21 protein-coding genes are annotated in these 21,902 nt (G+C 67.1%); 12 read left to right on the top strand and 9 right to left on the bottom strand.

Features of this window, described 5'->3' with window-relative positions; all coding sequences use genetic code 11:
• Positions 1 to 383: 383 nt before the first annotated feature.
• Together AC5P67_RS12865 and ubiB are read left to right on the top strand one after the other, a co-directional pair.
• Entirely contained in the window at positions 384 to 1,019 is a 636-nt protein-coding gene (locus AC5P67_RS12865; protein WP_005411902.1) for a ubiquinone biosynthesis accessory factor UbiJ, read from the top strand.
• Positions 1,016 to 2,671: a ubiquinone biosynthesis regulatory protein kinase UbiB gene (gene ubiB, locus AC5P67_RS12860; RefSeq protein ID WP_012478774.1), complete on the top strand. Its 1,656-nt coding sequence runs from the start codon at positions 1,016 to 1,018 to the stop codon at positions 2,669 to 2,671. Before AC5P67_RS12865 ends, ubiB begins: the two co-directional genes overlap by 4 nt.
• A gap of 52 nt (positions 2,672 to 2,723) precedes the next feature.
• Here ubiB and AC5P67_RS12855 read toward each other — a convergent pair whose 3' ends face one another.
• The 4 genes from AC5P67_RS12855 to AC5P67_RS12840 are packed head-to-tail and all read right to left on the bottom strand — an operon-like array spanning position 2,724 to position 5,856.
• Positions 2,724 to 3,509: a YaiO family outer membrane beta-barrel protein gene (locus AC5P67_RS12855; RefSeq protein ID WP_012478775.1), complete on the bottom strand. Its 786-nt coding sequence runs from the start codon at positions 3,507 to 3,509 to the stop codon at positions 2,724 to 2,726.
• A gap of 4 nt (positions 3,510 to 3,513) precedes the next feature.
• Positions 3,514 to 4,119, bottom strand: a complete 606-nt coding sequence (locus tag AC5P67_RS12850) for an LbetaH domain-containing protein (protein ID WP_044569363.1) — start codon at positions 4,117 to 4,119, stop codon at positions 3,514 to 3,516.
• Positions 4,106 to 5,245, bottom strand: coding sequence for a glycosyltransferase family 2 protein (locus AC5P67_RS12845; RefSeq protein WP_005411906.1), 1,140 nt, complete (start codon positions 5,243 to 5,245; stop codon positions 4,106 to 4,108). The genes AC5P67_RS12850 and AC5P67_RS12845 overlap by 14 nt, the downstream gene beginning before the upstream one ends.
• Positions 5,245 to 5,856, bottom strand: a complete 612-nt coding sequence (locus AC5P67_RS12840; protein ID WP_111193712.1) for a PIG-L deacetylase family protein — start codon at positions 5,854 to 5,856, stop codon at positions 5,245 to 5,247. The genes AC5P67_RS12845 and AC5P67_RS12840 overlap by 1 nt, the downstream gene beginning before the upstream one ends.
• 165 nt (positions 5,857 to 6,021) lie before the next feature.
• Here AC5P67_RS12840 and AC5P67_RS12835 point away from each other — a divergent pair, with 165 nt between their 5' ends.
• Positions 6,022 to 6,609: an O-methyltransferase gene (locus AC5P67_RS12835; RefSeq protein WP_111193711.1), complete on the top strand. Its 588-nt coding sequence runs from the start codon at positions 6,022 to 6,024 to the stop codon at positions 6,607 to 6,609.
• Positions 6,610 to 6,812: 203 nt separating this feature from the next.
• Entirely contained in the window at positions 6,813 to 7,553 is a 741-nt protein-coding gene (locus AC5P67_RS12830) for a pseudouridine synthase (RefSeq protein WP_099531060.1), read from the top strand.
• 76 nt (positions 7,554 to 7,629) lie between these two features.
• Here the strand turns inward: AC5P67_RS12830 and AC5P67_RS12825 are convergent, their stop codons facing one another.
• A complete protein-coding gene (locus tag AC5P67_RS12825) occupies positions 7,630 to 8,157 on the bottom strand; it encodes a DUF2059 domain-containing protein (protein WP_005407643.1) in 528 nt (175 codons plus the stop codon).
• A gap of 133 nt (positions 8,158 to 8,290) precedes the next feature.
• Between AC5P67_RS12825 and arfB the strand changes: the two genes are divergently transcribed.
• The 3 genes from arfB (at position 8,291) to dcp (ending at position 11,597) form a co-directional block, all read left to right on the top strand.
• Entirely contained in the window at positions 8,291 to 8,722 is a 432-nt protein-coding gene (arfB, locus tag AC5P67_RS12820) for an alternative ribosome rescue aminoacyl-tRNA hydrolase ArfB (RefSeq protein WP_111193710.1), read from the top strand.
• Between the two features lie 4 nt (positions 8,723 to 8,726).
• Entirely contained in the window at positions 8,727 to 9,329 is a 603-nt protein-coding gene (locus AC5P67_RS12815; RefSeq protein WP_005407645.1) for a lysophospholipid acyltransferase family protein, read from the top strand.
• Between the two features lie 111 nt (positions 9,330 to 9,440).
• Positions 9,441 to 11,597, top strand: a complete 2,157-nt coding sequence (gene dcp, locus AC5P67_RS12810; protein ID WP_065183506.1) for a peptidyl-dipeptidase Dcp — start codon at positions 9,441 to 9,443, stop codon at positions 11,595 to 11,597.
• A gap of 375 nt (positions 11,598 to 11,972) precedes the next feature.
• Here dcp and AC5P67_RS12805 read toward each other — a convergent pair whose 3' ends face one another.
• Positions 11,973 to 12,419 (bottom strand): 3-dehydroquinate dehydratase, encoded by a 447-nt coding sequence (locus AC5P67_RS12805; RefSeq protein WP_004153636.1) that lies wholly within the window; start codon positions 12,417 to 12,419, stop codon positions 11,973 to 11,975.
• 3 nt (positions 12,420 to 12,422) lie between these two features.
• Positions 12,423 to 12,824 carry a hypothetical protein gene (locus AC5P67_RS12800; protein WP_049459209.1) on the bottom strand — a complete coding sequence of 134 codons (402 nt, stop codon included), beginning with the start codon at positions 12,822 to 12,824 and terminating at the stop codon, positions 12,423 to 12,425.
• Positions 12,825 to 12,999: 175 nt separating this feature from the next.
• Between AC5P67_RS12800 and lepB the strand changes: the two genes are divergently transcribed.
• Together lepB and AC5P67_RS12790 are read left to right on the top strand one after the other, a co-directional pair.
• Positions 13,000 to 13,626, top strand: a complete 627-nt coding sequence (gene lepB, locus AC5P67_RS12795) for a signal peptidase I (protein WP_005407648.1) — start codon at positions 13,000 to 13,002, stop codon at positions 13,624 to 13,626.
• Positions 13,627 to 13,750: 124 nt separating this feature from the next.
• Entirely contained in the window at positions 13,751 to 15,007 is a 1,257-nt protein-coding gene (locus AC5P67_RS12790; RefSeq protein ID WP_241889067.1) for an MFS transporter, read from the top strand.
• Between the two features lie 129 nt (positions 15,008 to 15,136).
• Here AC5P67_RS12790 and AC5P67_RS12785 read toward each other — a convergent pair whose 3' ends face one another.
• Positions 15,137 to 16,054, bottom strand: a complete 918-nt coding sequence (locus tag AC5P67_RS12785; protein WP_005411915.1) for a LysR family transcriptional regulator — start codon at positions 16,052 to 16,054, stop codon at positions 15,137 to 15,139.
• A gap of 318 nt (positions 16,055 to 16,372) precedes the next feature.
• On the bottom strand, positions 16,373 to 17,341 hold the full coding sequence (locus tag AC5P67_RS12780; RefSeq protein WP_005407651.1) for a LysR family transcriptional regulator: 969 nt from the start codon (positions 17,339 to 17,341) through the stop codon (positions 16,373 to 16,375).
• A 110-nt stretch (positions 17,342 to 17,451) separates the two neighbouring features.
• Here AC5P67_RS12780 and aceB point away from each other — a divergent pair, with 110 nt between their 5' ends.
• The 3 genes from aceB (at position 17,452) to AC5P67_RS12765 (ending at position 21,899) form a co-directional block, all read left to right on the top strand.
• The gene (gene aceB / locus AC5P67_RS12775; RefSeq protein ID WP_033833256.1) at positions 17,452 to 19,074 is read left to right on the top strand and encodes a malate synthase A; all 1,623 of its coding nucleotides are present in this window, start codon (positions 17,452 to 17,454) and stop codon (positions 19,072 to 19,074) included.
• A gap of 64 nt (positions 19,075 to 19,138) precedes the next feature.
• Complete coding sequence (gene aceA / locus AC5P67_RS12770) at positions 19,139 to 20,440, top strand: isocitrate lyase (RefSeq protein ID WP_005407653.1); 1,302 nt, start codon at positions 19,139 to 19,141, stop codon at positions 20,438 to 20,440.
• Between the two features lie 418 nt (positions 20,441 to 20,858).
• Positions 20,859 to 21,899 carry a GGDEF domain-containing protein gene (locus tag AC5P67_RS12765; protein ID WP_024956231.1) on the top strand — a complete coding sequence of 347 codons (1,041 nt, stop codon included), beginning with the start codon at positions 20,859 to 20,861 and terminating at the stop codon, positions 21,897 to 21,899.
• Positions 21,900 to 21,902 lie beyond the last annotated feature (3 nt).

Genomic DNA, 21,902 nt, shown 5'->3' with positions numbered 1-21,902 from the left:
AGCATGAACCTTCATCGGCCCTCCGCGTGAGGCACAGATGAACCACAAATCCATCCACGCATGGCGTGGATCTACCGTCCTCATGGCCCATCAACAGGGGTCGGAGCCCGTTGCGCTACAACGGGATCCGACCCCACGGACGACAGGAAACTGTCGAAGGGGGGGTGGGTCCGGTTGTGGGGGCGTGAGCCGCATGGATGCGGCGACCGAGCTTACATGGACGTACTTGCAGCGTCCCCCGCAACCGGACCCACCCCGCCATCCCACGGATAGCCAGCTTTTGATGTTGATCTTGCCGGCCAGCGGCCGGCACTACCACGGGTGCCGGGCGGCAGCCCGGCAGCCCGGCCCAAGCCCCCCACCCACGCAGGTAGAATGCGCACATGGCTCTCTCCCTGCTCAAGTCCCTCAAGCCGGTCGCTGGCCGCGCCCTGCAGATCGCCCTGAACCGCGCGCTGGCGCTGGATCCGGATACCCGCCATGCATTGGCCAGCCTCGACGGCCGGCATATCGACCTGACCCTGGAAGCGCCGTCGCTGGCCATGCGCATCAGCGTCGACGGCGACCAGCTGCGGGTCGGCCCGGTGGATGCGCAGGAAGCCGACCTGGCCGTGCGCAGCAGCCTGGCCGGCGTGCTGGCGCAGCTGCCACTGCTGGCCAACGCACGACGCGGCGACAACAACGGCAAGGGCCGTGTGCGCGTGGCCGGCGATGCCGAGCTGGCGCGCCGCCTGCAGCAGCTGGCCAAGGGCTTCGATCCGGACTGGCAGCAGCCTTTCGTCAGCGTATTCGGCGAAGTACTGGGCGTGCAGGTCGCCAACACCCTGCGCAGCGCCCTGCAGCACGCGCGCCAGGGGGCGATCGATCTGGCCCACAGCGCCGCTGAGTTCATCACCGAGGAGTCGCGCGATGTGGTGCCGCGCGCCGAGCTGGATGCCTTCCACGACGACGTGGATGTGCTGCGCGATGACGTGGAGCGCCTTGGTGCACGCGTGCAGCGCCTGCGGGGTGCCGCATGAAGGCCGTGCTGCGGGCCAGCCGCATCGGCCGGGTGATCCTGCGTTACCGCCTCGACGACCTGCTGCAGGGCACGCCGGCCGAACGCTGGCTGCGCCTGGCCAAGCCGTTCGTGCCGCGCGCCTCGGCCAGCATCGCCTCGCAGTCGCGCGGTGCGCGCCTGCGCCTGGCGCTGCAGGACCTCGGCCCGATCTTCGTCAAGTTCGGCCAGATCCTGTCCACCCGCCGCGACCTGGTGCCGCCGGACGTGGCCAACGAGCTGACCCTGCTGCAGGACCGGGTCAAGCCGTTCGATGGCGAGACCGCGCGCCGCATCGTCGAGGACGCGCTCGGCCTGCCGGTCAGCGAGGCCTTCGCCAGCTTCGACACCGAACCGCTGGCCTCGGCCTCGATCGCGCAGGTGCATGCGGCCACGCTGGCCGATGGCCGCCAGGTGGTGGTCAAGGTACTTCGCCCGGGCATCGAGAAGCAGATCGACGCCGACATCGCCCTGCTCAATTCGCTGGCCGCCCTGGTCGAGCGCACCCATCCGCGCGCCGACAAGATCCGGCCGCGCGAAGTGGTGGCCGAGGTCGAGAACACCCTGGCCGCCGAGCTGGACCTGCAGCGCGAAGGCGCCAATGCCAGCGTGCTGCGCCGCTTCTGGGAAAACAGCGACGACCTGTACGTGCCGGAAGTGATCTGGAGCCATACCGCCGAGCGCGCGCTGACCCTGGAGCGCGTTTGGGGCATTCCGTCCGATGACATCGCTGCACTGGACAAGGCCGGCATCGACCGCAAGGCGCTGGCCGCCAAGGGCGTGCGGGTGTTCTATACCCAGGTGTTCCGCGACAACTTCTTCCACGCCGACGCGCACGCCGGCAACATCTGGGTCGACACCGATCCGGCGCGCCGCGCCAATCCGCGCTTCATCGCGCTGGACTTCGGCATCATGGGCCAGCTGTCGCAGGAAGATCAGTACTACCTGGCCGAGAACTTCATGGCCATCTTCAACCGCGATTACCGCCGCATCGCCGAACTGCACGTGCAGGCACGCTGGATGCCCGACCACGTACGCATCGACGATCTGGAAGCGGCCGTGCGTTCAGTGTGCGAGCCGTACTTCACCCGTCCGCTGTCGCAGATCTCGCTGGCCGAAGTGCTGATGAAGCTGTTCCGGGTGGCGCAGCGCTACCAGCTGACGCTGCAGCCGCAGCTGATCCTGCTGCAGAAGACCCTGCTGAACATCGAGGGCGTCGGCCGCCAGCTGGACCCGCAGATCGACATCTGGGCGGTGGCCAAGCCGGTGCTGGCGAAGATCCTGCGCGAGCGCTACAGCCCGCGCCGGGTGGTGCGCGAGCTGGGCAAGCGCCTGCCGGAAATCATGACCCATGCGCCGGACATGCCGCGGCTGGTGCACGCCTGGCTGACCCAGCAGGTGGAAGGCCGCCACGAACTGGCGATGCGTTCGCGCGATCTGGTCGCGCTCGACGCCAGCCTGCAGCGCCTGCAGAAGCGCGCCGTGGGCGCGATCACCGGTGTGGGCCTGCTCGCCATCGCTGCACTGATGTATGTGCTGCAGCCGCCGGGCTGGTACTGGGGCGACGTGCCGGCGTGGAGCTGGCTGTCCGGTGCGGTCGGCGTGGTGGCGCTGGCGCGCGCGTGGTGGCGCTGACCCCGGCAGATTGAAGATCGGCGGCACGGTACGCCGCCGATCAATTACAGGCTCACCAGTGGTAGCCCAGGCCCAGGTGCGACTGCACACTCTGGAAGCTGTCCAGGCGCGTCCTGTGCCAGGTCTTGCCGATACCCACGTCCAGCACCAGATGCTCACCCAATGGCTGGCTGCGGCGCAGGAAGGCACGCCGTGCATCGTGCTCGCGCAGCAGCAGCGGATCGGACTCGGCGGTATAGCCGGACGTGCCGCTGCCCAGCCACAGCTGGGTCGAGCCGCGGCCTTGCCCATCCTTCAGCCGCAGCGACAGTGTGGTGCCATGCCCATCCGGTCCATTGGACTGGCGGTGCCGCTCGTGGCGCAGTGAGGCAGTCACGCGCGGGAAGTAATGCGAGGCACCCACCGACCAGCCGCTCACATGGGCGCCGGCATGGTACTGGGCGTATTTGCCGCCCACGCTCAGTACGGTCTGCGGTGTCACTTTCCACTGGATGTCCTGGTTGACCTGGCGGTTGACGAACACCGGATCATCGTTGGATGCCGTGACAGCGGTGCGGGTGGACAGGCGCGGGCTCCAGCGATGGTGCAGCGAGCCCTGCATGCGGTTGCCGCTGAATCGCCTGCTGCCGTAGTCACGCTCGCCATGGGCCAACCCCAGGTGCCAGCGGCTGCCGCCACTGCGGCCGGCCACGTCCACGGTCTGAACGTCGCGCTTGCCGAAGCCATCGCTGTAGTCGGCATGGTCCAGCTGCACCGTGACACGGTCGACGCCGGCGTGGGCGCTGCAGACAGCCAGCAGCAGGGCGCATGGCAGTGCGCCACGGATGATCAATCGCATGGGGTTACTCCAGGGGTTGGGAATGCAATGACTGCAGCAGCCGGTAGCGGCCGGGCGGCAGGTTTCGTTCCACGGTGATGCGCGGCCCGAACTGGCTTCCCGGCGCGACGATGCGGCCGGGCAGGATGATCACGCCGACGCCCAGCGCGGCACCTTCGCCGATCCAGGCGCCGAGCTTGTCGCGCTGGCTGTCGATGACGGTGTCGCCGATGTGGACGGTGACCGTTGCCCCATCCAGGCGATGGTTGCTGGTACGCACCAGGGCGCCGAGATACACCCGGTCATCGATGCGGCTGTCGGCGATGAAGCACTGCGGGCCGATGCTGACCTGGTTGCCCAACCGTGCGTTCTTCAGTTCGCTGGCAAAGCCGATACGCGTGCCGTCACCGATGCACAGCGGGCCGCGCAGCAGTGCGTTGTTGCCGATCAGGCAGTCGCGGCCGATCGACACCGGACCCTGGACATGGGCGCCGTCGCAGATGCGACTGCCGGCACCGATCCGTACGGCGCCGTGCAGGGTGGCCCGTGGCGAGACCTCCGCGTCGGGATCAGTGTGGGGCGCAAGTGTCGACAGTGCCTCGGCCATCGCGGCGAGGTCATTCCACCACATGCGGGTACCTCGTCGGCTTGTCGCGCACGGGTTCGCGGCCGGTGAACAGCCCCGCCAGGCCATGAAACAGCCAGATCGCATAGGCGAGCAGTACATACAGCATCGAGAAGGCCGCCGCCGGCACCAGCCACGCGCGTCGGTGGTGGATGGCACTGATCACTGCCAGCAGCATGACGATGCCGGTCCAGAACAGCGGCATCACCGACAGGGCAAGGCCACCCGGTCCGTGCAGCCGGGCCGCGCCGAACCATACCTGCAGCGACAGCATGATGCCGGCCAGGGCGAGCAGCATCATCGGCAGGATGCTGAAAATGCCGAAGCGTGTCAGGAGCAGGCGGCGATGCAGGCGCATGCATACCGCATAGCCGACGATCCAGCGTCGCCAGCGCCGCCATTCCTCCACCAGCGTGTTGCATTCCTGCGGGTAGACCACGCAGCGGATGCTCTGGCGAACCCGATAGCCCTGCGCAACCAGCGACCAGGACATGTCGAGGTCTTCCACGCGGGTGCGATCGGAAAATCCGACCTTGCGCAGCACCGAAGTACGGAACAGGCCACACGAGCCGGAAACGATGAACGGTGCGCCGCCCAGCCATTGCTGGAAGCTGCGCTTGATCACGATCATCGGCAGTTTCAGGCTGGCGCGCACATGGGGGAGGAAGCCGGCGCCCTGCAGGCTGGACGAGGGGACCCCGCCAACCGCATCGGCGCCGCGCTCGATCTCGGCCAGCAGATAACCCAGGCCATGGCTGCGCGGATCGATATGGGTATCTGCATCGGTCAGGAACACCTGCTCGGCGGTTGCGTGCTGCAGCCCGTGCATCAGCGCACCGCCCTTGCCGGTGTTGGCCTGGTGCACGGCCACCAGGCGCCCGGGCCAGCGCGCCTGCAGCGCATCAAGCACCTGAGCCGTGTTGTCGGTGGAACCATCGTTGACACAGATCACCCGCGCCACGTACGGGTTTTCCAGCAGGCTGGCCAGCGAGCGCTCCAGGCATGGGGCTTCGTTGTAGGCCGGCACGATCGCGTCGATGCTGTACAGGCGGGTGCTGGGCCGGCGCGAGGCCTGCACGCAGATTCGTACCAGGATGAAAGCGCACATGGCCAGGAACAACAGCGTCTTCATCAAAGCACCAGACGGTAGGGCAGGAAGCCCTCGCTGGGACCGATGCCGATCTGCTGGCCACGGAACTGCGCATGGCAGCGGAGGTGGCTTTCCTGCATGTAGTGGCGATCGCCCTGGCTGGCATGCTCGCGCAGCGCGTGGATCTTCAGCTCCAGCTGCGCGCTGATGTCCTCGAACACCTGCGGCGCGAACTGCGGCAGGGTGCTGGGGCTCTCATAACAGAGGATCTGCGGAATGTGGCGGCAGGCGATGATCGACGCTTCGTGAACGGTGCGATGGTCCTGGTGATGATCCTCACCACACATCGTGTAGATGCGGTCTGGTTCGATCAGCGTGCAGACCTGTTCGATCGACGCAATGATGTCGTTGCGGCAGGCGGGGAATCGCGTGTCCGGGAAATCCTGCTGGATCACCTCGGCCACCCCGAGCCGGCGCAGGGCGCGATGCGATTCATCGCTGCGGTCGACGCCGGCGTGGCAGCCCCGGCCGCCACGGCTGAGTACCAGTGCATGGATGCGCGAGCCGGCGCGGGCAAGCTTTGCCAGGCTGCCACCGCAACCGAGTTCGATGTCATCTGGATGGGCACCGATTGCCAGAATGTTCAATGTCATGGCCGTGTCCTAGCGGAAGCCGGGTGCGCGGCGGCCAGGCATGCTGTCCCCGCGCGAAGGAGGCGGAAACTATCTCAGCGTGAAAATGCAGCGGCTCTAGGATTCATACGAAATTCCGGGATTCGGGTAAGAATGGACGCTGCGTCATGGCGAGCTCAGCGGAAAATGGCCCTGGAACTGTCGGAACTGAAGAACGAACTGGCCCACTTCGGTGCCGAAAACGACGCCCGTGAAGTCGAACGCGGCCGCCGCATGCTCAACATCACGCCAGACACGGGCGAATTCCTCGCGGTGCTGGTGCGCTTCGGCACTGCGCGCCGCGTACTGGAGATCGGCACCTCCAACGGCTATTCGACGCTGTGGCTGGCCGAGGCCGCCGCCGCCATCGATGGCCACGTGACCACGCTGGAATACGCCGAGGACAAGGCGGCGATGGCGCGTGACACCTTCGCGCGCAGTGGCCTGGCCGATCGCATCACGCTGGTCCACGACGATGGCGGGCTGTGGCTGGCAGAGGCCGCCGATGCCAGCATTGACCTGCTGTTCCTCGATTCGGACCGCGGGCAATACGCCGGCTGGTGGCCGCAGCTGCGCCGCGTGCTGCGCCCAGGTGGCCTGCTGGTGGTGGACAATGCCACCTCGCATGCGGGAGAGATGGAACCGCTGCGGACGCTGCTGGAGTCTGACGCGAACTTCAGCACCAGCCTGGTGCCGGTAGGCAACGGCGAGCTGCTGGCCGTACGCAACGCCTGACCGCCGTGCTGCCCGCGCCTGATCCGGTAGTGCTGGCCGCGCCTGATCCGGTAGTGCCGGCCGCGCCTGATCTGGTAGTGCCGGTCGCGCCTGATCTGGTAGTGCCGGCCGCTGGCCGGCAAGCCCAGCAGCCAGACGATCCGCAGGCAGCCGGCCAGCGGCCGGCTCTACCGCATTCAGTGCCCAGCCTCGATAATCCCGCCGTGAGCACCGAACCTGACACCCTCGCCGCGGTCGAGACTGAAACCGCGCCCCTGCAGCTGCTGCACCTGGATGAGCGCCTGGCCGTGGTCAACAAGCCTGCCGGGCTGATGGTCCACGACAGCAAGCTGGCCCGTGGCGAAGACGACTTCCTGGCCGACCGCCTGCGCGAGCAGCTGGGCCGCCCGATCTTCCTCGTGCATCGCCTGGACCGGGCCACCAGTGGCTGCCTGCTGCTGGCCTTTGACCGCGATACCGCCAGCGCGCTGGGCAAGGCGCTGATGGGCGGCGAAGTGCTGAAGGACTACCTGACCGTCTGCCGGGGCTGGCCGGCCGAACTCGCCTGGCAGGTCGATCATGATCTGGACGGCGGCCCGGGCAAACCGGTGAAGAAGCCGGCGGTCACCGACTTCCAGCGCCTGGCCACCGGAGAGTTGTCGGTGCCGGTCGGTGAATTCACCAGCTCGCGTTATGCGTTGCTGCGCTGCCAGCCACAGACCGGGCGCTTCCGGCAGATCCGCCGGCACCTCAAGCACCTGTCGCATCACATGATCGGCGACACCAGCCATGGTGATGGCCGCCACAACCGCATCTTCCGCATGCAGGGCGTGCACCGCATGCTGCTGCACGCCGAGCGCCTGCGCTTCCCGCATCCTGAGGGTGGCAACGTGGATGTCAGTGCGCCGCTGGATCGTGAGTTCCAGAAGGCGCTGGACCTGTTCGGCTGGCAGGTGGACCTATAGACGGTAGTGCCGGCCGCTGGCCGGCATCTGCCTGATCCCAACCGTACGAGGTTGCCGGCCAGCGGCCGGCACGACCTCACTTCTTTTCCGGCTCGTTGACGATCGCTTCCAGGTCCTTCTGCAGGTCCGCGAACAGCGGCTGCATGCGCGCCTGGATCGCCACCATCACGTTCTGCATCAGGGCCGGGGTCTTGTCCAGCAGGCTCTGGCCGGCCGCGCTCTCGTAGAACTCGGCCATCGCCAGCACGTCTTCCTTGCTGAAAGTCTTCTTGTACAGGTCCACGTACATCGGCCGCAGCTGCTGCCAGGACAGTGCCTGGCGCAGGGTCTGGCTGGTCCGTGCCTGGATCCGCTTCAGCTGCTCCTGCTGCTGGGCATTGAGCTGGCGCTGTGCGGCCACCTGCTGGAACTGCTGCTGCTGCATCGCCTCGATCTGCGGCAGCATGGTGTCGATCATGCTCTGCGCACGTGACGCGGACAGCAGACGGTTGATGTCGCCATCGGTCGGCGGCGCGGCCAGGGCGGGGACACTGGCCACGGCCAGCGCCAGCAGCAGGGCGGCGCGGCGCAGCAGGGAGGGCAGGGCGGGTGCGGAGCGGGTCATGCGAAGCTTCCTGCGGTACATGGGACGGCCAGCATACCCGCAGCCAAGGCGAAGGCGGCGTGTTCGGTACCTGATCGGCGGCATACGGCGCGCGATGCGCACTCCGACACTTGGCTGCCGCTACAATGCGCGGATGGGCAGTGGACCGGTCACCATCAACGCGCAGCTTGAAATCCCCGACGGCGAGATCGTCGAGCGGTTCGTGCGTGCCAGCGGTGCCGGTGGCCAGAACGTCAACAAGGTCTCCACTGCGGTGGAACTGCGTTTCGACGTGGCCAACTCGCCCTCGTTGCCCGAACCGTTGCGCACGCGCCTGCTGGCGCGGCGTGACCGGCGCATGACCGGCGAAGGCGTGCTGGTCATCGACGCGCAACGTTTCCGCACCCAGGATCGCAATCGCGAGGATGCGCGCGAGCGGCTGGCGGCCTTCATCCAGGCCGGGCTGAGCGTGCCCAAAGCGCGCAAGGCCACCAAGCCGACCCTCGGGTCGAAACTGCGTCGTCTGGACGCCAAACGCGGGCGCGCGCAGATCAAGCGCGGGCGCTCATCACGTGACTGGGAGTGATTGCTTGAACAACCCGACTCCGCTGCTGCCGGCCGTGCCGCCGCAGATGCCACAGGTCAAACCCAACGCCTTCCTGCGCTGGCTGGCGCGCTGCACCCTGCGCATGGGCGGCTGGAAGGTGACCGGCACCCTGCCTGACATCCCGCGCCTGGTGTTCATCATCGCGCCGCATTCGTCCAACTGGGACGGCCTGTGGGGCATGGCGGCCAAGATCGCGCTGGGCATGAAGGTGAAGGTGCTGGGCAAGGCCTCGCTGTTCTGGTGGCCGCTGGGGCCGCTGCTGCACAAGCTGGGCGTGATCCCGCTGGACCGCAGCTCGCCGCAGGGCACGGTGGGCCAGGCGGTGGACCTGCTGCGCAACAACGAGAAGATGTGGTTCGCCATCACCCCCGAGGGCACCCGAAAGGCGGTGAAGGAGTGGAAGGCCGGCTTCCTGAAGATCGCCCGGATGGCCGACGTGCCGATCCTGGCCGCCTATTTCCATTACCCGGAAAAGACCATCGGCATCGGCCCGCTGTTCCAGCCGACCGGAGACGATGCTGCCGACATGGCCGCCATCCGCGAGTTCTACCGGCCGTGGATCGGCAAGACCCGCGGCACGGTCTGAGCCGGCCGCAGGCCGTCGCATAGACGCCACGTCCGGCACATGCCGGGCGAGCGCGACAGGAGTAGGGTGGAGGGCTGGTATTCCATACCGTCTGCCCAAGGAGCGTTTTACATGTCGCGTACCGTAGTCCTGGCCGCCGCCATCAGCCTGGCGCTGGCGGCCTGTTCCGGCAAGGAGTCCACCCCCGTGTCCGATGCCCAGAAAGCCCCGGCCCAGCAGCCGGCCGAAGCCTCCACCAATCCGCTGCTGAGCGCCAGCACGCTGCCGTTCCAGGCGCCGCAGTTCGACAAGATCAAGGACAGCGACTACCTGCCGGCCTTCGAAGAAGGCATGCGCCAGCACCTGGCCGACGTTCGCAAGATCGCCGACAGCAGCGAGCCGGCCACCTTCGACAACACCATCGTGGCGATGGAGCGCAGCGGCGAGACCCTGACCCGCGTGTCGCGCATCTTCTTCGGCCTGGTCCAGGCCGATACCAACGATGCACGCCAGAAGATCCAGGAAGAAGTGGCGCCGAAGCTGGCCGCGCACCAGGACGAGATCAACCTCGACCCGAAGCTGTTCGCGCGCGTGAAGTCGATCTATGACCAGCGCGACACCCTTGAACTGGATCCGGTGCAGAAGCGCCTGGTCGAGCACTACTACGATGGCCTGGTGCGCGCCGGTGCACAGCTGTCCGACGCCGACAAGGCATCGCTGCGCAAGCTCAACGTGGAAGAGACCACGCTCTCCACCCAGTTCCATACTCGCCTGGTGGCTGCCACCGCGGCCGCCGCCGTGGTCGTCGACGACAAGGCCAAGCTGGCCGGCCTGGACGAGGATGCGATCAACAACGCCGCCAACGCAGCGAAGGAGCGCAAGCTGGATGGCAAGTTCCTGCTGCCGCTGCAGAACACCACCCAGCAGCCGGTGCTCGGCTCGCTGAGTGACCGCGACCAGCGTGCCGCCGTGCTGAAGGCTTCGGAAACCCGCGCCGAGCGCGGCGATGCCAACGACACCCGGCAGACCGTGCAGCGCCTGGCCCAGCTGCGTGCGCAGAAGGCCAAGCTGCTTGGCTTCGACACCTTCGCCGACTACCAGCTGGGCGACCAGATGGCCAAGACCCCGGCCGCCGCGCTGAAGCTGCTGACCGACACCGTGCCGGCCGCCACCGCCAAGGCCCGCGCCGAAGCCGGCGAGATCCAGAAGGTGATCGACGCGCAGAAGGGCGGCTTCCAGGTTGCCGCCTCGGACTGGGATTTCTACGCCGAGCAGGTGCGCAAGGCCAAGTACGATCTGGACGAGTCGCAGGTAAAACCGTACTTCGAACTGGACAACGTGCTGCAGAACGGCGTCTTCTACGCCGCCACCCAGCTGTACGGCATCACCTTCAAGCCGCGTACCGACATTCCGACCTACAACCCGGACATGAAGGTGTACGAAGTCTTCGACAAGGACGGTACCTCGCTGGCCCTGTTCTACACCGACTACTTCAAGCGTGACAGCAAGTCCGGCGGCGCCTGGATGGACGTGTTCGTCGAGCAGGACGGCCTGACCGGCGCCAAGCCGGTGGTCTACAACGTCTGCAACTTCACCAAGCCGGCCGCCGGCCAGCCTGCGCTGATCAGCTTCGACGACGTCACCACCATGTTCCATGAGTTCGGCCATGCACTGCATGGCATGTTCTCGAACGTGAAGTATCCGTCGATCGCCGGCACCGCCACCTCGCGCGACTTCGTCGAGTTCCCGTCGCAGTTCAACGAGCACTGGGCGCTGGACCCGAAGGTGTTCGCCAACTACGCCAAGCACTACAAGACCGGCGAGGCGATGCCGCAGGAGCTGGTCGACAAGATCCTCAAGGCACGCAGCTTCAACCAGGGCTATGCGACCACCGAGTACCTGTCGGCCGCACTGCTGGACCTGGCCTGGCACACGCAGAAGGCCGACGCGCCGCTGCAGGACGTCGGCGCCTTTGAAGCCAGCGCGCTGAAGAAGTTCAAGGTCGACCTGCCGCAGGTGCCGCCGCGTTACCGCACCACCTACTTCGACCACATCTGGGGTGGCGGTTACTCGGCCGGCTACTACGCCTACTTCTGGGCCGAAGTGCTGGATCATGACGCCTACCAGTGGTTCACCGAACACGGTGGCCTGACCGCCGCCAATGGCCAGGAATTCCGCGACAAGATCCTCTCGCGCGGCAACAGCGTGGAGCTGTCGACCCTGTACCGCGATTTCCGCGGCAAGGACCCGTCGGTGGAACCGCTGCTGAAGTTCCGCGGACTGAAATAAGCGCGACCTGAAGTACGAAAGAAATAACGGCGGGGGAAACCCCGCCGTTTTTCGTTGAATCGATACCATCGACAGATTCCGCAGTTTGCCGCTCATCCACGCATGGCGTGGATCCATGCATCGACCAAGGTCGACACCCACCAAAAGCAGGCCATGCTGTTCCGACAGTTCGCGGAGATCTGTCGAAGGCGGGGTGGGTCCGGTTGCGGGGGTGTCCGCGGCATGGATGCCGCGGCCAAGCTTACAGGCACGTACTTGCAGCGTCCCCCGCAACCGGACCCACCCCGCCATCCCCCAGGAAAACGGCTTTGGCTGTTGCTGTTGAGGTTGCCGGCCAGCGGCCGGCACTACCGGGTGCCGGGCACAGCCCGGCCATCACGTCCCCACGTGTACCCGGTTGGCCTGTTCGGCCAGGCCCAGGTGATCCAGCGCGATGTCCAGCGCCAGCACATAGCTCTGCGCACCGTACCCGGCGGCAATGCCCAGGCGCTGGCCGACACCGGCCGGCAGGCACGGCTCGGCCACCGCGCCGTCGTCATGTACTTCCACGTAGGCGTTGTGCAGGTAGGGCAGCAGGCGCTGAAGACGCAGGCTGTTGGCACACGCACCCGGGTCCAGCAGCGTCACCTCGCCACGGCTGTGGTCGGCCACGCGCAGGGCGTCCAGCAGTTCCTGTTCCGAGCCGCAGGCGCGTATCGCCACGCTGGTGCCGGCGTCGATCGCCCGGTGCACCAACGACTTCAGTACCGGTGCCGGCAGCGGCATGGCGGTACGGATCAGCGCACCGGCGGCTTCCGGGCCACGGATGATGAAGATCGACATGGCTCAGCCCTCCTGCGCCAGGCGGCGGCCGACGATGGCCAGCGACAACGGATAACCGGCCTGCTGGCTGCGCTGGTCAATGACCACCGCCGCCGGGCCATGCTGCAGTCGCAGGCGCGCCTCCAGGCCGGGCTCGCTGGGTGCCTGCAACTCGATGTACTGCGCCGGCAGCCGTTCCAGCGCCGCCTGCAGCGCACCGCCCTCGGCCTGCCATTGCGCCTCGTCGGCCACGCCGACATCCAGCAGCACCCAGTCGGCCGAACGCGCCTGTGGCTGGCACAGGCACTGGCGCACTTCGGACAGGCTGGCGCAGTCGCTGCACAGCACGCGATGGCCGCTCAGCTGCGCCGGCAATTGCGGGCGCGGCGCGGACGAAGATGCGTGGCGGATCACCAGGAGGGTCATACAACACCTTGCGGAATGCGCCCTGCGGCGCGGTGGGCACACGATGCGCGCGCTGGCCGTAAAGGTGCGATGCCCGCGGCCGGTCCCGCGCGTAAAACCTGCGTAACCCGGCACTACCGGGAACCTCTCCCCCCGTGTGTGGTCTGATGCAGCTACCACCCACCCGGAGCCTGCCATGGACGCCGTTGCCCGCCCTCCCTTTTCCGATCGCGCGCTCGCCTGGCTGAAGAAGGAGGCGCTGCCGTTGCTGGTGATGCTCGGCCTGCTCGCCGCCGCCCGCGATACCCTCGCCAACCACTACGTGGTGCCCAGCGGTTCGATGCAGCCGACCCTGCAGCCCGGCGACCGGGTGGTGGTGGACATGCGCGCCTACGGCCTGCGCCTGCCATTCACCAGCAGGGAACTGATGTCCACCGGCACGCCGCAGCGCGGCGAAGTGGCGGTATTCGATTCGCCAGCCGACGGCACCCGCCTGATCAAGCGCGTTGCCGCAGTGGCCGGTGACCATGTACAGCTGCACGAAGGGCACCTGACCATCAACGGCCAGCCGCTGCAGACTGCGGACCTGCAGGATGTGGAAGCCTTCGGTGAACGCCGTGCCAGCCTCGATCTGGACATGGGGGGCGGCCCGGACATCGCCGACCTGGTGGTGCCGGACGGCAAGGTGCTGGTGCTGGGTGACCACCGTGGCAACAGCTTCGATGGCCGCTTCTTCGGCTTCGTAGATGCCGACAAGGTCTACGGCCGTGCGGTGGCGGTGTACTACCGCCGCGGCGACGGTTTCGAGTGGCAGCGCCTGTAAGCTGAATTGATACTTCTTGAGTATCAATCCTGACTTATCAGGTTATGGATCGACTGGATGGACGGGCCTAGTCTGAGGCCCGTTCCCTCCCACGCCCGGCCGTCCCCACCGGCCCTTCGATTCCATGACTGGCGAAACTGCGGCGGCCGTTGAAGGCCGTCCCTCCACTCTCGATACCGGCACCGACACCCGCATCCAGCAGGGCACCCCGGCCTTCCGCCGCACCGCGCTGGCGCTGTTCCTGGCCGGCTTCTCCACCTTCGGCCTGCTGTACACCGTGCAGCCGCTGCTGCCCGAGTTCAGCCGTCACTTCGGCGTGTCCGCCGCCGGCAGCGCGATGTCGCTGTCGTTGACCACTGGCACGCTGGCGGTGGCGATGCTGCTGGCCGGCCTGCTGTCCGACGCGGTCGGCCGTCGCCCGTTGATGATCGTTGCGCTGTTGGCGTCGGCCATGCTGTCGCTGTGCACCGCGCTGGTGGACGACTGGACCACGCTGCTGGTGCTGCGGACCCTGCTTGGCCTGGCGCTGAGCGGCGTGCCGGCGGTGGCGATGACCTACCTGGTCGAGGAAATGGACAGCCGTGCGCTGGGCCTGGCGATGGGCCTGTACATCGGCGGCAACGCCATCGGTGGCATGAGCGGGCGCCTGCTGGCCGGCATCATCGCCGATCACTGGGGCTGGCGCTGGGGCATCGGCGTGGTCTCGATCATCGCCGTGGCCAGCACCGTGCTGCTGTGGCTGCAGCTGCCGCCGTCGCGTCACTTCCAGCCCCGCCGTGATGGCCTGCGCCAGTTGCCGTCGCGCTGGCGCACGCTGTTCGCCGACCCGGGCCTGCCGTGGCTGTTCGCCACCTCGTTCGTACTGATGGGCGTGTTCGTCACCCTCTACAACTACCTGGGCTATCACCTGCTGGCGCCGCCCTACCACCTCAGCCAGACCGTGGTCGGCCTGATCTTCAGCGTCTACCTGGTGGGCACCTTCAGTTCGGCGTGGATGGGCCAGCAGGCCACGCGTTACGGACGCGGCCGCATCCTGTCGATCTCGTTCGCGCTGATCGGCGCCGGCATCGCGCTGCTGGCGATGCCGTGGCTGAGCACGATGGCGCTGGGTATCGCACTGGTGACCTTCGGCTTCTTCGGTGGTCATTCCGTGGCCAGCAGCTGGGTTGGAAGCCGCGCCGGCGCGATGCGTGCGGAAGCCTCGGCGCTGTACCTGTTCGCCTACTACCTGGGGTCCAGCGTGCTGGGCGGTGTGGGTGGCCTGGCCTATGCAGCCTGGGACTGGCTTGGCGTGTGTGCGTTCGCCGCCGTGCTGACCCTGATCGGCGGTGGCATCGTCTGGGCGCTGCAGCAGCGCGCGCCGCAGCCGGTCACGGCGTGACCCAACGCACGGTAGTGCCGGCCGCTGGCCGGCAACCACGGTGTGGCGGGTTTGCCGAGGTAGAGTCGACTGTTAGTCGACTGCTCTTCCATCAGATCGCGAAAACCCCGCGCTGCGCGCGATAGTCGACTAACAGTCGACTCTACCGGCGAATGCCCCGCGCAGCAGCGTGGCGAAATTGCGGATCAACGGGGTTACCCGTTCGCGATGCCACGCCAGCTGCACTTCCGAATGGGCACCGGCATCGGCCAGCGCCACGAAGCGCGATCCTTCCACCCGGATGTGATCGCACGAAGACGGCAGGATCGCGGCGCCCAGGCCTGCGGCGGCCAGGCTGATCAGCGTCGAGGCTTCACCCGCCTCCTGCACGATGCGCGGTGTGAATCCGGCAGCCGCGCACAACGCGATCATGTGGTCGTGGATGCCCGCACCGGCACTGCGGCGGAACGCCACGAATGGCTCCTGCGCGAAGTCGCGCAGCGACAGCGTGCCCTGCTTCGACAGTCTGCGCAGGGCAGGATGGTCGGCATGCACGATCAACGCCAGCGGATCGACGAACAGGCTGTGCGCCACCAGTTCCGGTGGCAGCGCACGCTTGCGGATGATGCCCACGTCCAGTGACCCGTCGAGCAGCGCGTCGATCTGCTGCAGGGTGTTCATCTCGCTCAGCTGCAGCCGCACCTGCGGATACTGCTGGCGGTAATGCAGGATCGAACGCGGAATCTGCGGCGACAGCGGTGTGGCGCGGGTCAGGCCGATGTGCAGTTCACCCTGCTCACCGCGCTGCGCGCGCTGTACCTCATCCACCGCCGCTTCCACCTGCTGCACGATGGCGCGTGCACGTTCCTGCAGCAGCTCGCCCGCGGGCGTCAGCTGCACACGACGATGGCTGCGCACGAACAGGCGCGCACCGATCAGGTCCTCCAGCTGGCGGATCTGCTGGCTGAGCGGCGGCTGCGACATGCCCAACCGCTCCGCCGCCTGGCCGAAGTGCAGCGTATCGGCAACAGCGAGGAAGTAACGCAGGTGGCGGAGTTCGATGGACATGCGGCCAGTTTATTCATCGTCAGCCGGAAATGAATCAGAGATGGGATCCGATCCCGTGCCGACCAACGGTCGGCACCCACCAACAGCAGCTGGCACCAACAGCAGCAACCAACTGTCGAAGGCGGGGTGGGTCCGGTTGCGGGGGTGTGAGCGGCATGGATGCCGCGACCAAGCCCCCATGGACGGATTTGCGGCGTCCCCCGCAACCGGACCCACCCCGCCATCCCACGGAATGCCCGCTGTTGCTTTTGAGGTTGCCGGCCAGCGGCCGGCACTACCGCAGGTGCAGGGCGGCAGCCCTGCAAACCAGAACACCCCTCACCGCTCCGAATGCCCGCTCTGGTCGTAATCGCGCGGGCTGAACAACTCCGGCTGGATCAGCTCGATGAACGCCCGCGCCTGCGCCGACAGCGCCTTGCCCCGGCGCACGATCACCCCGTAACTGCGTTCCGGGAACCAGCGCTTCATCGACCGCGCCGCCAACCGCTCGCGGTCGGCCTCGTTCAGGCACAGCGCCGGCACGATCGAAATGCCCATGCCCATCGCCACGTACTGCTTGATCACCTCCCAGCCGCCGACCTCCAGTGCCACGGTGTAGGCGATGCGGTGGCGCTGGAACACCTGGTCCACCAGCCGGTAGGTGATCTGCCGCTTCGGCGGCAGCACCAGCGGATAGCGCGCGATGTCGGCCAGCTCCAGCTCGCCGCCACTGGCCAGCGGATGATCGTGCGGTGCGATCAGCACCTGCTCGAAGCGGTAGGCCGGGGCGTAGCTCAGGTCGGCCGGCACATCGGTCATCGAACCGATCGCCAGGTCGGCGGCATCCTCGCGCAGCAGGTCGGTGCCGTCGGCGCTGATCGCGTTGTGCAGGGTCAGGCGCACGTCCGGGTGATGCAGGCGGAAGCGTTCGACGATCTTCGGCAGCAGGTAGAGGATGGTGGAACTGTTGGCGGCGATGTTCAGTTCGCCCGCATCCAGTCCGCGCACCTTGTCGCGGAAGCGCGCCTCCAGCCCGTCCAGGTTTTCCACCAGTGGCTGCGCCATTTCATACAGCAGCTGGCCCTCGCGGCTGGGCACCAGGCGCCGCCCGCTGCGCTCGAACAATGGCACCCCCAGCTCCCGTTCCAGCGCCTGCAACTGAAGGCTGATCGCCGGCTGGCTGACGAAAAGTGCCTCAGCCGCCCGTGAGACCGAACCCAGGCGCACGGTCTGGCAGAACGCGCGCAGCGGCTTCAGCCGGTCTGATTTGTAGGAAAAACGCGGACTTGGCGGGGTGCGTGTGCTCATCGTGTCACGAGTATTAGCACAACTTATGTAGAACATTGCAAAAACTGTTTTGCCAAATACTCCGGCCCAGCGGCACCGTGGAGTCGTTCCCCCACCGCTGGAGTCGCCCCATGTCCGCCGTCGCTTCCGCTGTTCCCACCCCTGCCAGCAAGGCTACCCCCGGCATCGCCCTGGCGACCCGCGTGGCCGGCCAGGACACCCTGCTGCCGGCGCCGCTGCTGGCCCTGCTGGTGTCGCTGCACCGCGCGGTGGAACCGGGCCGGCAGGCACGGCTGCAGGCCCGCCGCGAGCGTCAGGCGTTCTTCGATCAGGGCGGCCTGCCGGACTTCCGCGAAGACACCACCGCGATCCGCAACGGCGACTGGCGCGTTGCCCCGCTGCCGGCCGCGCTGCAGGACCGCCGCGTCGAGATCACCGGCCCGACCGACCCGAAGATGGTCATCAACGCGCTGAACTCCGGCGCCAAGGTGTTCATGGCCGACTTCGAGGATTCGACCTCGCCGACCTGGCGCAACCTGCTGGCCGGGCAGCAGTCGCTGGCGGCGGCGGTGCGCGGTGATCTGCAATTCACCGCTGCAAATGGCAAGCACTACAGCCTGCGCCCGTACGACGAGCAGGCGGTGCTGATCGTGCGCCCGCGCGGCTGGCACCTGGACGAAAAGCACGTGGCCATCGACGGCCAGCCGCTGGCCGGTGGCCTGTTCGACGCGGCGGTGTTCGCCTTCCACAACGCCCGCACCCTGCAGGCGAAGGACCGCGGCCCGTACTTCTACCTGCCCAAGCTGCAGAGCATGGAAGAGGCGGCGCTGTGGGAGACCGCGCTGTCGCACATCGAAGGCATGCTCGGCCTGCCGCATGGCCAGATCAAGGTGACGGTGCTGATCGAAACGCTGCCGGCGGTGTTCGAGATGGACGAGATCCTGCACGCGCTGCGTGACCGCATCGTCGGCCTGAACTGCGGGCGCTGGGACTACATCTTCTCGTACCTGAAGACCTTCCGCCGCCACGCCGATCGCGTGCTGCCCGAGCGCGGCCAGGTGACCATGACCCAGCCGTTCCTGAAGGCCTATTCGGAACTGCTGATCCAGACCTGCCACCGCCGCGGTGCGCATGCGATGGGCGGCATGGCCGCGCAGATTCCGATCAACAACGATGCCGCCGCCAACGAACAGGCGATGGCCCGCGTGCGCGCCGACAAGCTGCGCGAAGTCACCGCCGGCCATGACGGCACCTGGGTTGCGCACCCGGCGCTGATTCCGGTGGCGATGGCGATCTTCGACGAACACATGCCCGGTGCGAACCAGCACAGCGTGCTGCGCCAGGACGTGCGCGTCGGCCGCGACGAACTGATCGCACGGCCGCCGGGCACCATCACCCGCGCCGGTTTCGAAGGCAACGTGGAAGTCTGCGTGCGCTACCTGGCCGCTTGGCTGGATGGCAACGGCTGCGTGCCGATCCACCACCTGATGGAGGATGCGGCCACCGCCGAGATCAGTCGCAGCCAGCTGTGGCAGTGGCTGCACACGCCGGGCCAGCAGCTGGACGACGGCACCGCGATCGACCTCGCGCTGCTGGATTCCACCCTCTCGCAGCTGCCGGCACGGCTGGGCGATACCGCCGCGCTGCCTGGTGGCGCACGCATCGGCGAGGCCATCGCCCTGCTCGGCGAACTGAGCCGCAGCGACGAACTGACCGATTTCCTGACCCTGCCGGCTTACGCGCGCATCGACTGACCGACTGCCCGCAAACCCGCCGTTTCCCTCCCCGCTGCACGCACGAACCGAACTGGAGAAAGACATGAGCAAGCTGCCCACTGCCGAACAGATCCAGCACGACTGGGATACCAACCCGCGTTGGGAAGGCATCCAGCGCAACTACAGCGCCGCCGACGTGGTGCGCCTGCGCGGCACCGTCCACATCGAGCATTCGCTGGCCCGCCTGGGTGCGGAGAAGCTGTGGGCATCGCTGCATGAGCGCGAGTTCGTCAACGCGCTGGGTGCACTGACCGGCAACCAGGCCATGCAGCAGGTCAAGGCCGGGCTGAAGGCGATCTACCTGTCCGGCTGGCAGGTGGCGGCCGACGCCAACCTGGCCGGCCAGATGTATCCGGACCAGTCGCTGTACCCGGCCGATTCGGTGCCGGCGGTGGTCAAGCGCATCAACAACACGCTGCTGCGTGCCGACCAGCTGCACCACGCCGAAGGCAAGGATGACATCGACTTCCTGCAGCCGATCGTGGCCGACGCCGAAGCCGGTTTCGGCGGCGTACTCAACGCCTTCGAACTGATGAAGGCGATGATCGAGGCCGGCGCCGCCGGCGTGCATTTCGAAGACCAGCTGGCGTCGGTGAAGAAGTGCGGCCACATGGGCGGCAAGGTGCTGGTGCCGACCCGCGAGGCCATCGAGAAGCTCAACGCCGCACGCCTGGCCGCCGACGTGCTGGGCGTGCCGACCCTGCTGGTCGCGCGCACCGATGCCGAGGCCGCGGATCTGCTGACCAGTGACATCGACGGCAACGACCGCCCGTTCACCACCGGCGAGCGCACCGTCGAGGGCTTCTACAAGACCCGCAATGGCCTGGACCAGGCGATCAGCCGTGGCCTGGCCTACGCGCCCTACGCCGACCTGGTGTGGTGCGAGACCGGCAAGCCGGACCTGGAATTCGCACGCAGGTTCGCCGAGGCGATCCATGCGAAGTTCCCGGGCAAGCTGCTGGCCTACAACTGCTCGCCCAGCTTCAACTGGAAGAAGAACCTGGACGACGCCACCATCGCCAAGTTCCAGCGTGAGCTGGGCAGCTATGGCTACAAGTTCCAGTTCATCACCCTGGCCGGCTTCCACGCGCTGAACTACGGCATGTTCAATCTGGCCCACGGCTACGCACGCCGCCAGATGAGCGCGTTCGTGGAACTGCAGGAAGCCGAGTTCGAAGCCGCCGAGCGCGGCTTCACCGCGGTCAAGCACCAGCGCGAGGTTGGCACCGGCTACTTCGATGCCGTGACCCAGGCGATCCAGCAGGGCCAGTCCTCGACCACCGCGTTGACCGGCTCGACCGAAGAAGAGCAGTTTCACGGCGGGCGCAGCGAACGCGCTGCGTGATGCGGTAGTGCCCGGCCGCTGGCCGGCACCCACGTGCGCCTTCGGGCACTACGGAGAAGCCGGCCAGCGGCCGGCTCTACCGGGGTCGCGAATCCGATCAGGGTGGCCAGGGAAGGGCCAGGCAACGCCGGCCGGTCGGGGGACCTGCCGGCGTTGTTGTATCGATGGAAACGCGATGAACGCATGCAGCGTCAATCCAGCGCACCCCACAGTCCGGCAACTTGGCCGAAACCCTGTGAAGGTGGCCATCAGATTGATCCGGAACGACTTTTCCCTGGACCGTGGCGGGCAGAACGGCCACCGTGCGCCTTCACATCGGGAAAGCGGACCACAAGGCTCAAAATGAGATAGGGCGCACATTTTAAAGCGGTGCTATGCTCCGCGGCTCACCAGGGGACGCTGGCGGCGGGTGCAGGGAATGACCGGCAGGGGTGCGGCCGAGAACAGTGATGTGACGTCAGGTATCGCCCGGGTGGCGATGGCCGAGATCGTGCATGCGCTGCTGTCCGATGCCGAGGTCGCATTGTTCGCCAGATTTGCCCGTCCACGCAAGCTTCATGCCGGGCAGTGGCTGTTCCAGCGTGGCCACCGTGGCGAGCGCATGTACGTGATCCTGGAAGGCCAGATCGAACTGGATTTCGGCGAGGACCTGGTGATCAAGACCCTCGGGCAGCAGGAGTTCTTCGGTGAGCTGGGCCTGCTGGTGGGTGATCACCCGCGCAGCGCCAGTGCGCGCGCCCTGGTGGACTGCGAGGTGCTTGAGCTGGGGCCCGCCGACTTCCATCGTCTGGTGGAATCCGATCCGGGCCTGGTCGCCTACTTCCTGCGCCGCACGATCATGCGCGTGCTGACCAACGAACAGGCGCTGATCAGCCAGCTGCGCCGGCGCAACCATGATCTGGAAACCGCGCTGGACAACCTGTACATCACTACCCACCAGCTGACCCACACCCGTGAACTGGTGCGTACCGATGAACTGACCGGGCTGCACAACCGCCGTGGCCTCACCCTTTACCTGCAGGAATGCCGCGCCGATGGCAGTGGGCTGCCGCAGGCGCTGCTGCTCATCGACTGCGACCGCTTCAAGCAGATCAATGACCGCCATGGCCACCAGGCCGGCGATCGCGTGCTGCAGAGCATGGGCAACATCCTGCGCTCGATGGCCGGTGAGCAGGACCTGGCCTGCCGGCTCGGCGGTGACGAGTTCTGCCTGATCCTGCGTCGTGGCAACCACGAGATCGTGCAGCACGCGGCAGAGTTCATCCTCAGCGCGGTACACGGCCTGCTCGAGCGCAGCCACGGCACGCCGCACGTCAGCCTGGTCAGCATCGGCGCCAGCCTGCTGGACCCGGATGCGGGCTGGAGCGAGTGGTACGCCAGCGCGGATCGTGCGCTGTACCAGGCCAAGCGTGATGGTGGCAACTGCCTGCGTTGGGCAGACGCAGTGGACTCACCCTAGATC

It is taken from the genome of Stenotrophomonas sp. YJH_SMC_21, from assembly GCF_059369555.1.
The sequence above is the reverse complement of the archived record's forward strand: the minus strand, read 5'-3'. Positions and strand labels throughout refer to the sequence as shown.

Bases quoted from the DNA above. Each gene is read 5' to 3' on its own strand.
- AC5P67_RS12780 (WP_005407651.1), bottom strand. From the start codon at position 17,341: ATGAGCACACGCACCCCGCCAAGTCCGCGTTTTTCCTACAAATCAGAC.
- dcp (WP_065183506.1), top strand. From the start codon at position 9,441: ATGTCGCGTACCGTAGTCCTGGCCGCCGCCATCAGCCTGGCGCTGGCG.
- ubiB (WP_012478774.1), top strand. From the start codon at position 1,016: ATGAAGGCCGTGCTGCGGGCCAGCCGCATCGGCCGGGTGATCCTGCGT.
- arfB (WP_111193710.1), top strand. From the start codon at position 8,291: ATGGGCAGTGGACCGGTCACCATCAACGCGCAGCTTGAAATCCCCGAC.
- AC5P67_RS12805 (WP_004153636.1), bottom strand. From the start codon at position 12,419: ATGTCGATCTTCATCATCCGTGGCCCGGAAGCCGCCGGTGCGCTGATC.
- aceB (WP_033833256.1), top strand. From the start codon at position 17,452: ATGTCCGCCGTCGCTTCCGCTGTTCCCACCCCTGCCAGCAAGGCTACC.
- AC5P67_RS12785 (WP_005411915.1), bottom strand. From the start codon at position 16,054: ATGTCCATCGAACTCCGCCACCTGCGTTACTTCCTCGCTGTTGCCGAT.
- AC5P67_RS12835 (WP_111193711.1), top strand. From the start codon at position 6,022: ATGGCCCTGGAACTGTCGGAACTGAAGAACGAACTGGCCCACTTCGGT.
- aceA (WP_005407653.1), top strand. From the start codon at position 19,139: ATGAGCAAGCTGCCCACTGCCGAACAGATCCAGCACGACTGGGATACC.
- AC5P67_RS12790 (WP_241889067.1), top strand. From the start codon at position 13,751: ATGACTGGCGAAACTGCGGCGGCCGTTGAAGGCCGTCCCTCCACTCTC.
- AC5P67_RS12855 (WP_012478775.1), bottom strand. From the start codon at position 3,509: ATGCGATTGATCATCCGTGGCGCACTGCCATGCGCCCTGCTGCTGGCT.
- lepB (WP_005407648.1), top strand. From the start codon at position 13,000: ATGGACGCCGTTGCCCGCCCTCCCTTTTCCGATCGCGCGCTCGCCTGG.
- AC5P67_RS12825 (WP_005407643.1), bottom strand. From the start codon at position 8,157: ATGACCCGCTCCGCACCCGCCCTGCCCTCCCTGCTGCGCCGCGCCGCC.
- AC5P67_RS12840 (WP_111193712.1), bottom strand. From the start codon at position 5,856: ATGACATTGAACATTCTGGCAATCGGTGCCCATCCAGATGACATCGAA.
- AC5P67_RS12845 (WP_005411906.1), bottom strand. From the start codon at position 5,245: ATGAAGACGCTGTTGTTCCTGGCCATGTGCGCTTTCATCCTGGTACGA.
- AC5P67_RS12800 (WP_049459209.1), bottom strand. From the start codon at position 12,824: ATGACCCTCCTGGTGATCCGCCACGCATCTTCGTCCGCGCCGCGCCCG.
- AC5P67_RS12865 (WP_005411902.1), top strand. From the start codon at position 384: ATGGCTCTCTCCCTGCTCAAGTCCCTCAAGCCGGTCGCTGGCCGCGCC.
- AC5P67_RS12850 (WP_044569363.1), bottom strand. From the start codon at position 4,119: ATGTGGTGGAATGACCTCGCCGCGATGGCCGAGGCACTGTCGACACTT.
- AC5P67_RS12765 (WP_024956231.1), top strand. From the start codon at position 20,859: ATGACCGGCAGGGGTGCGGCCGAGAACAGTGATGTGACGTCAGGTATC.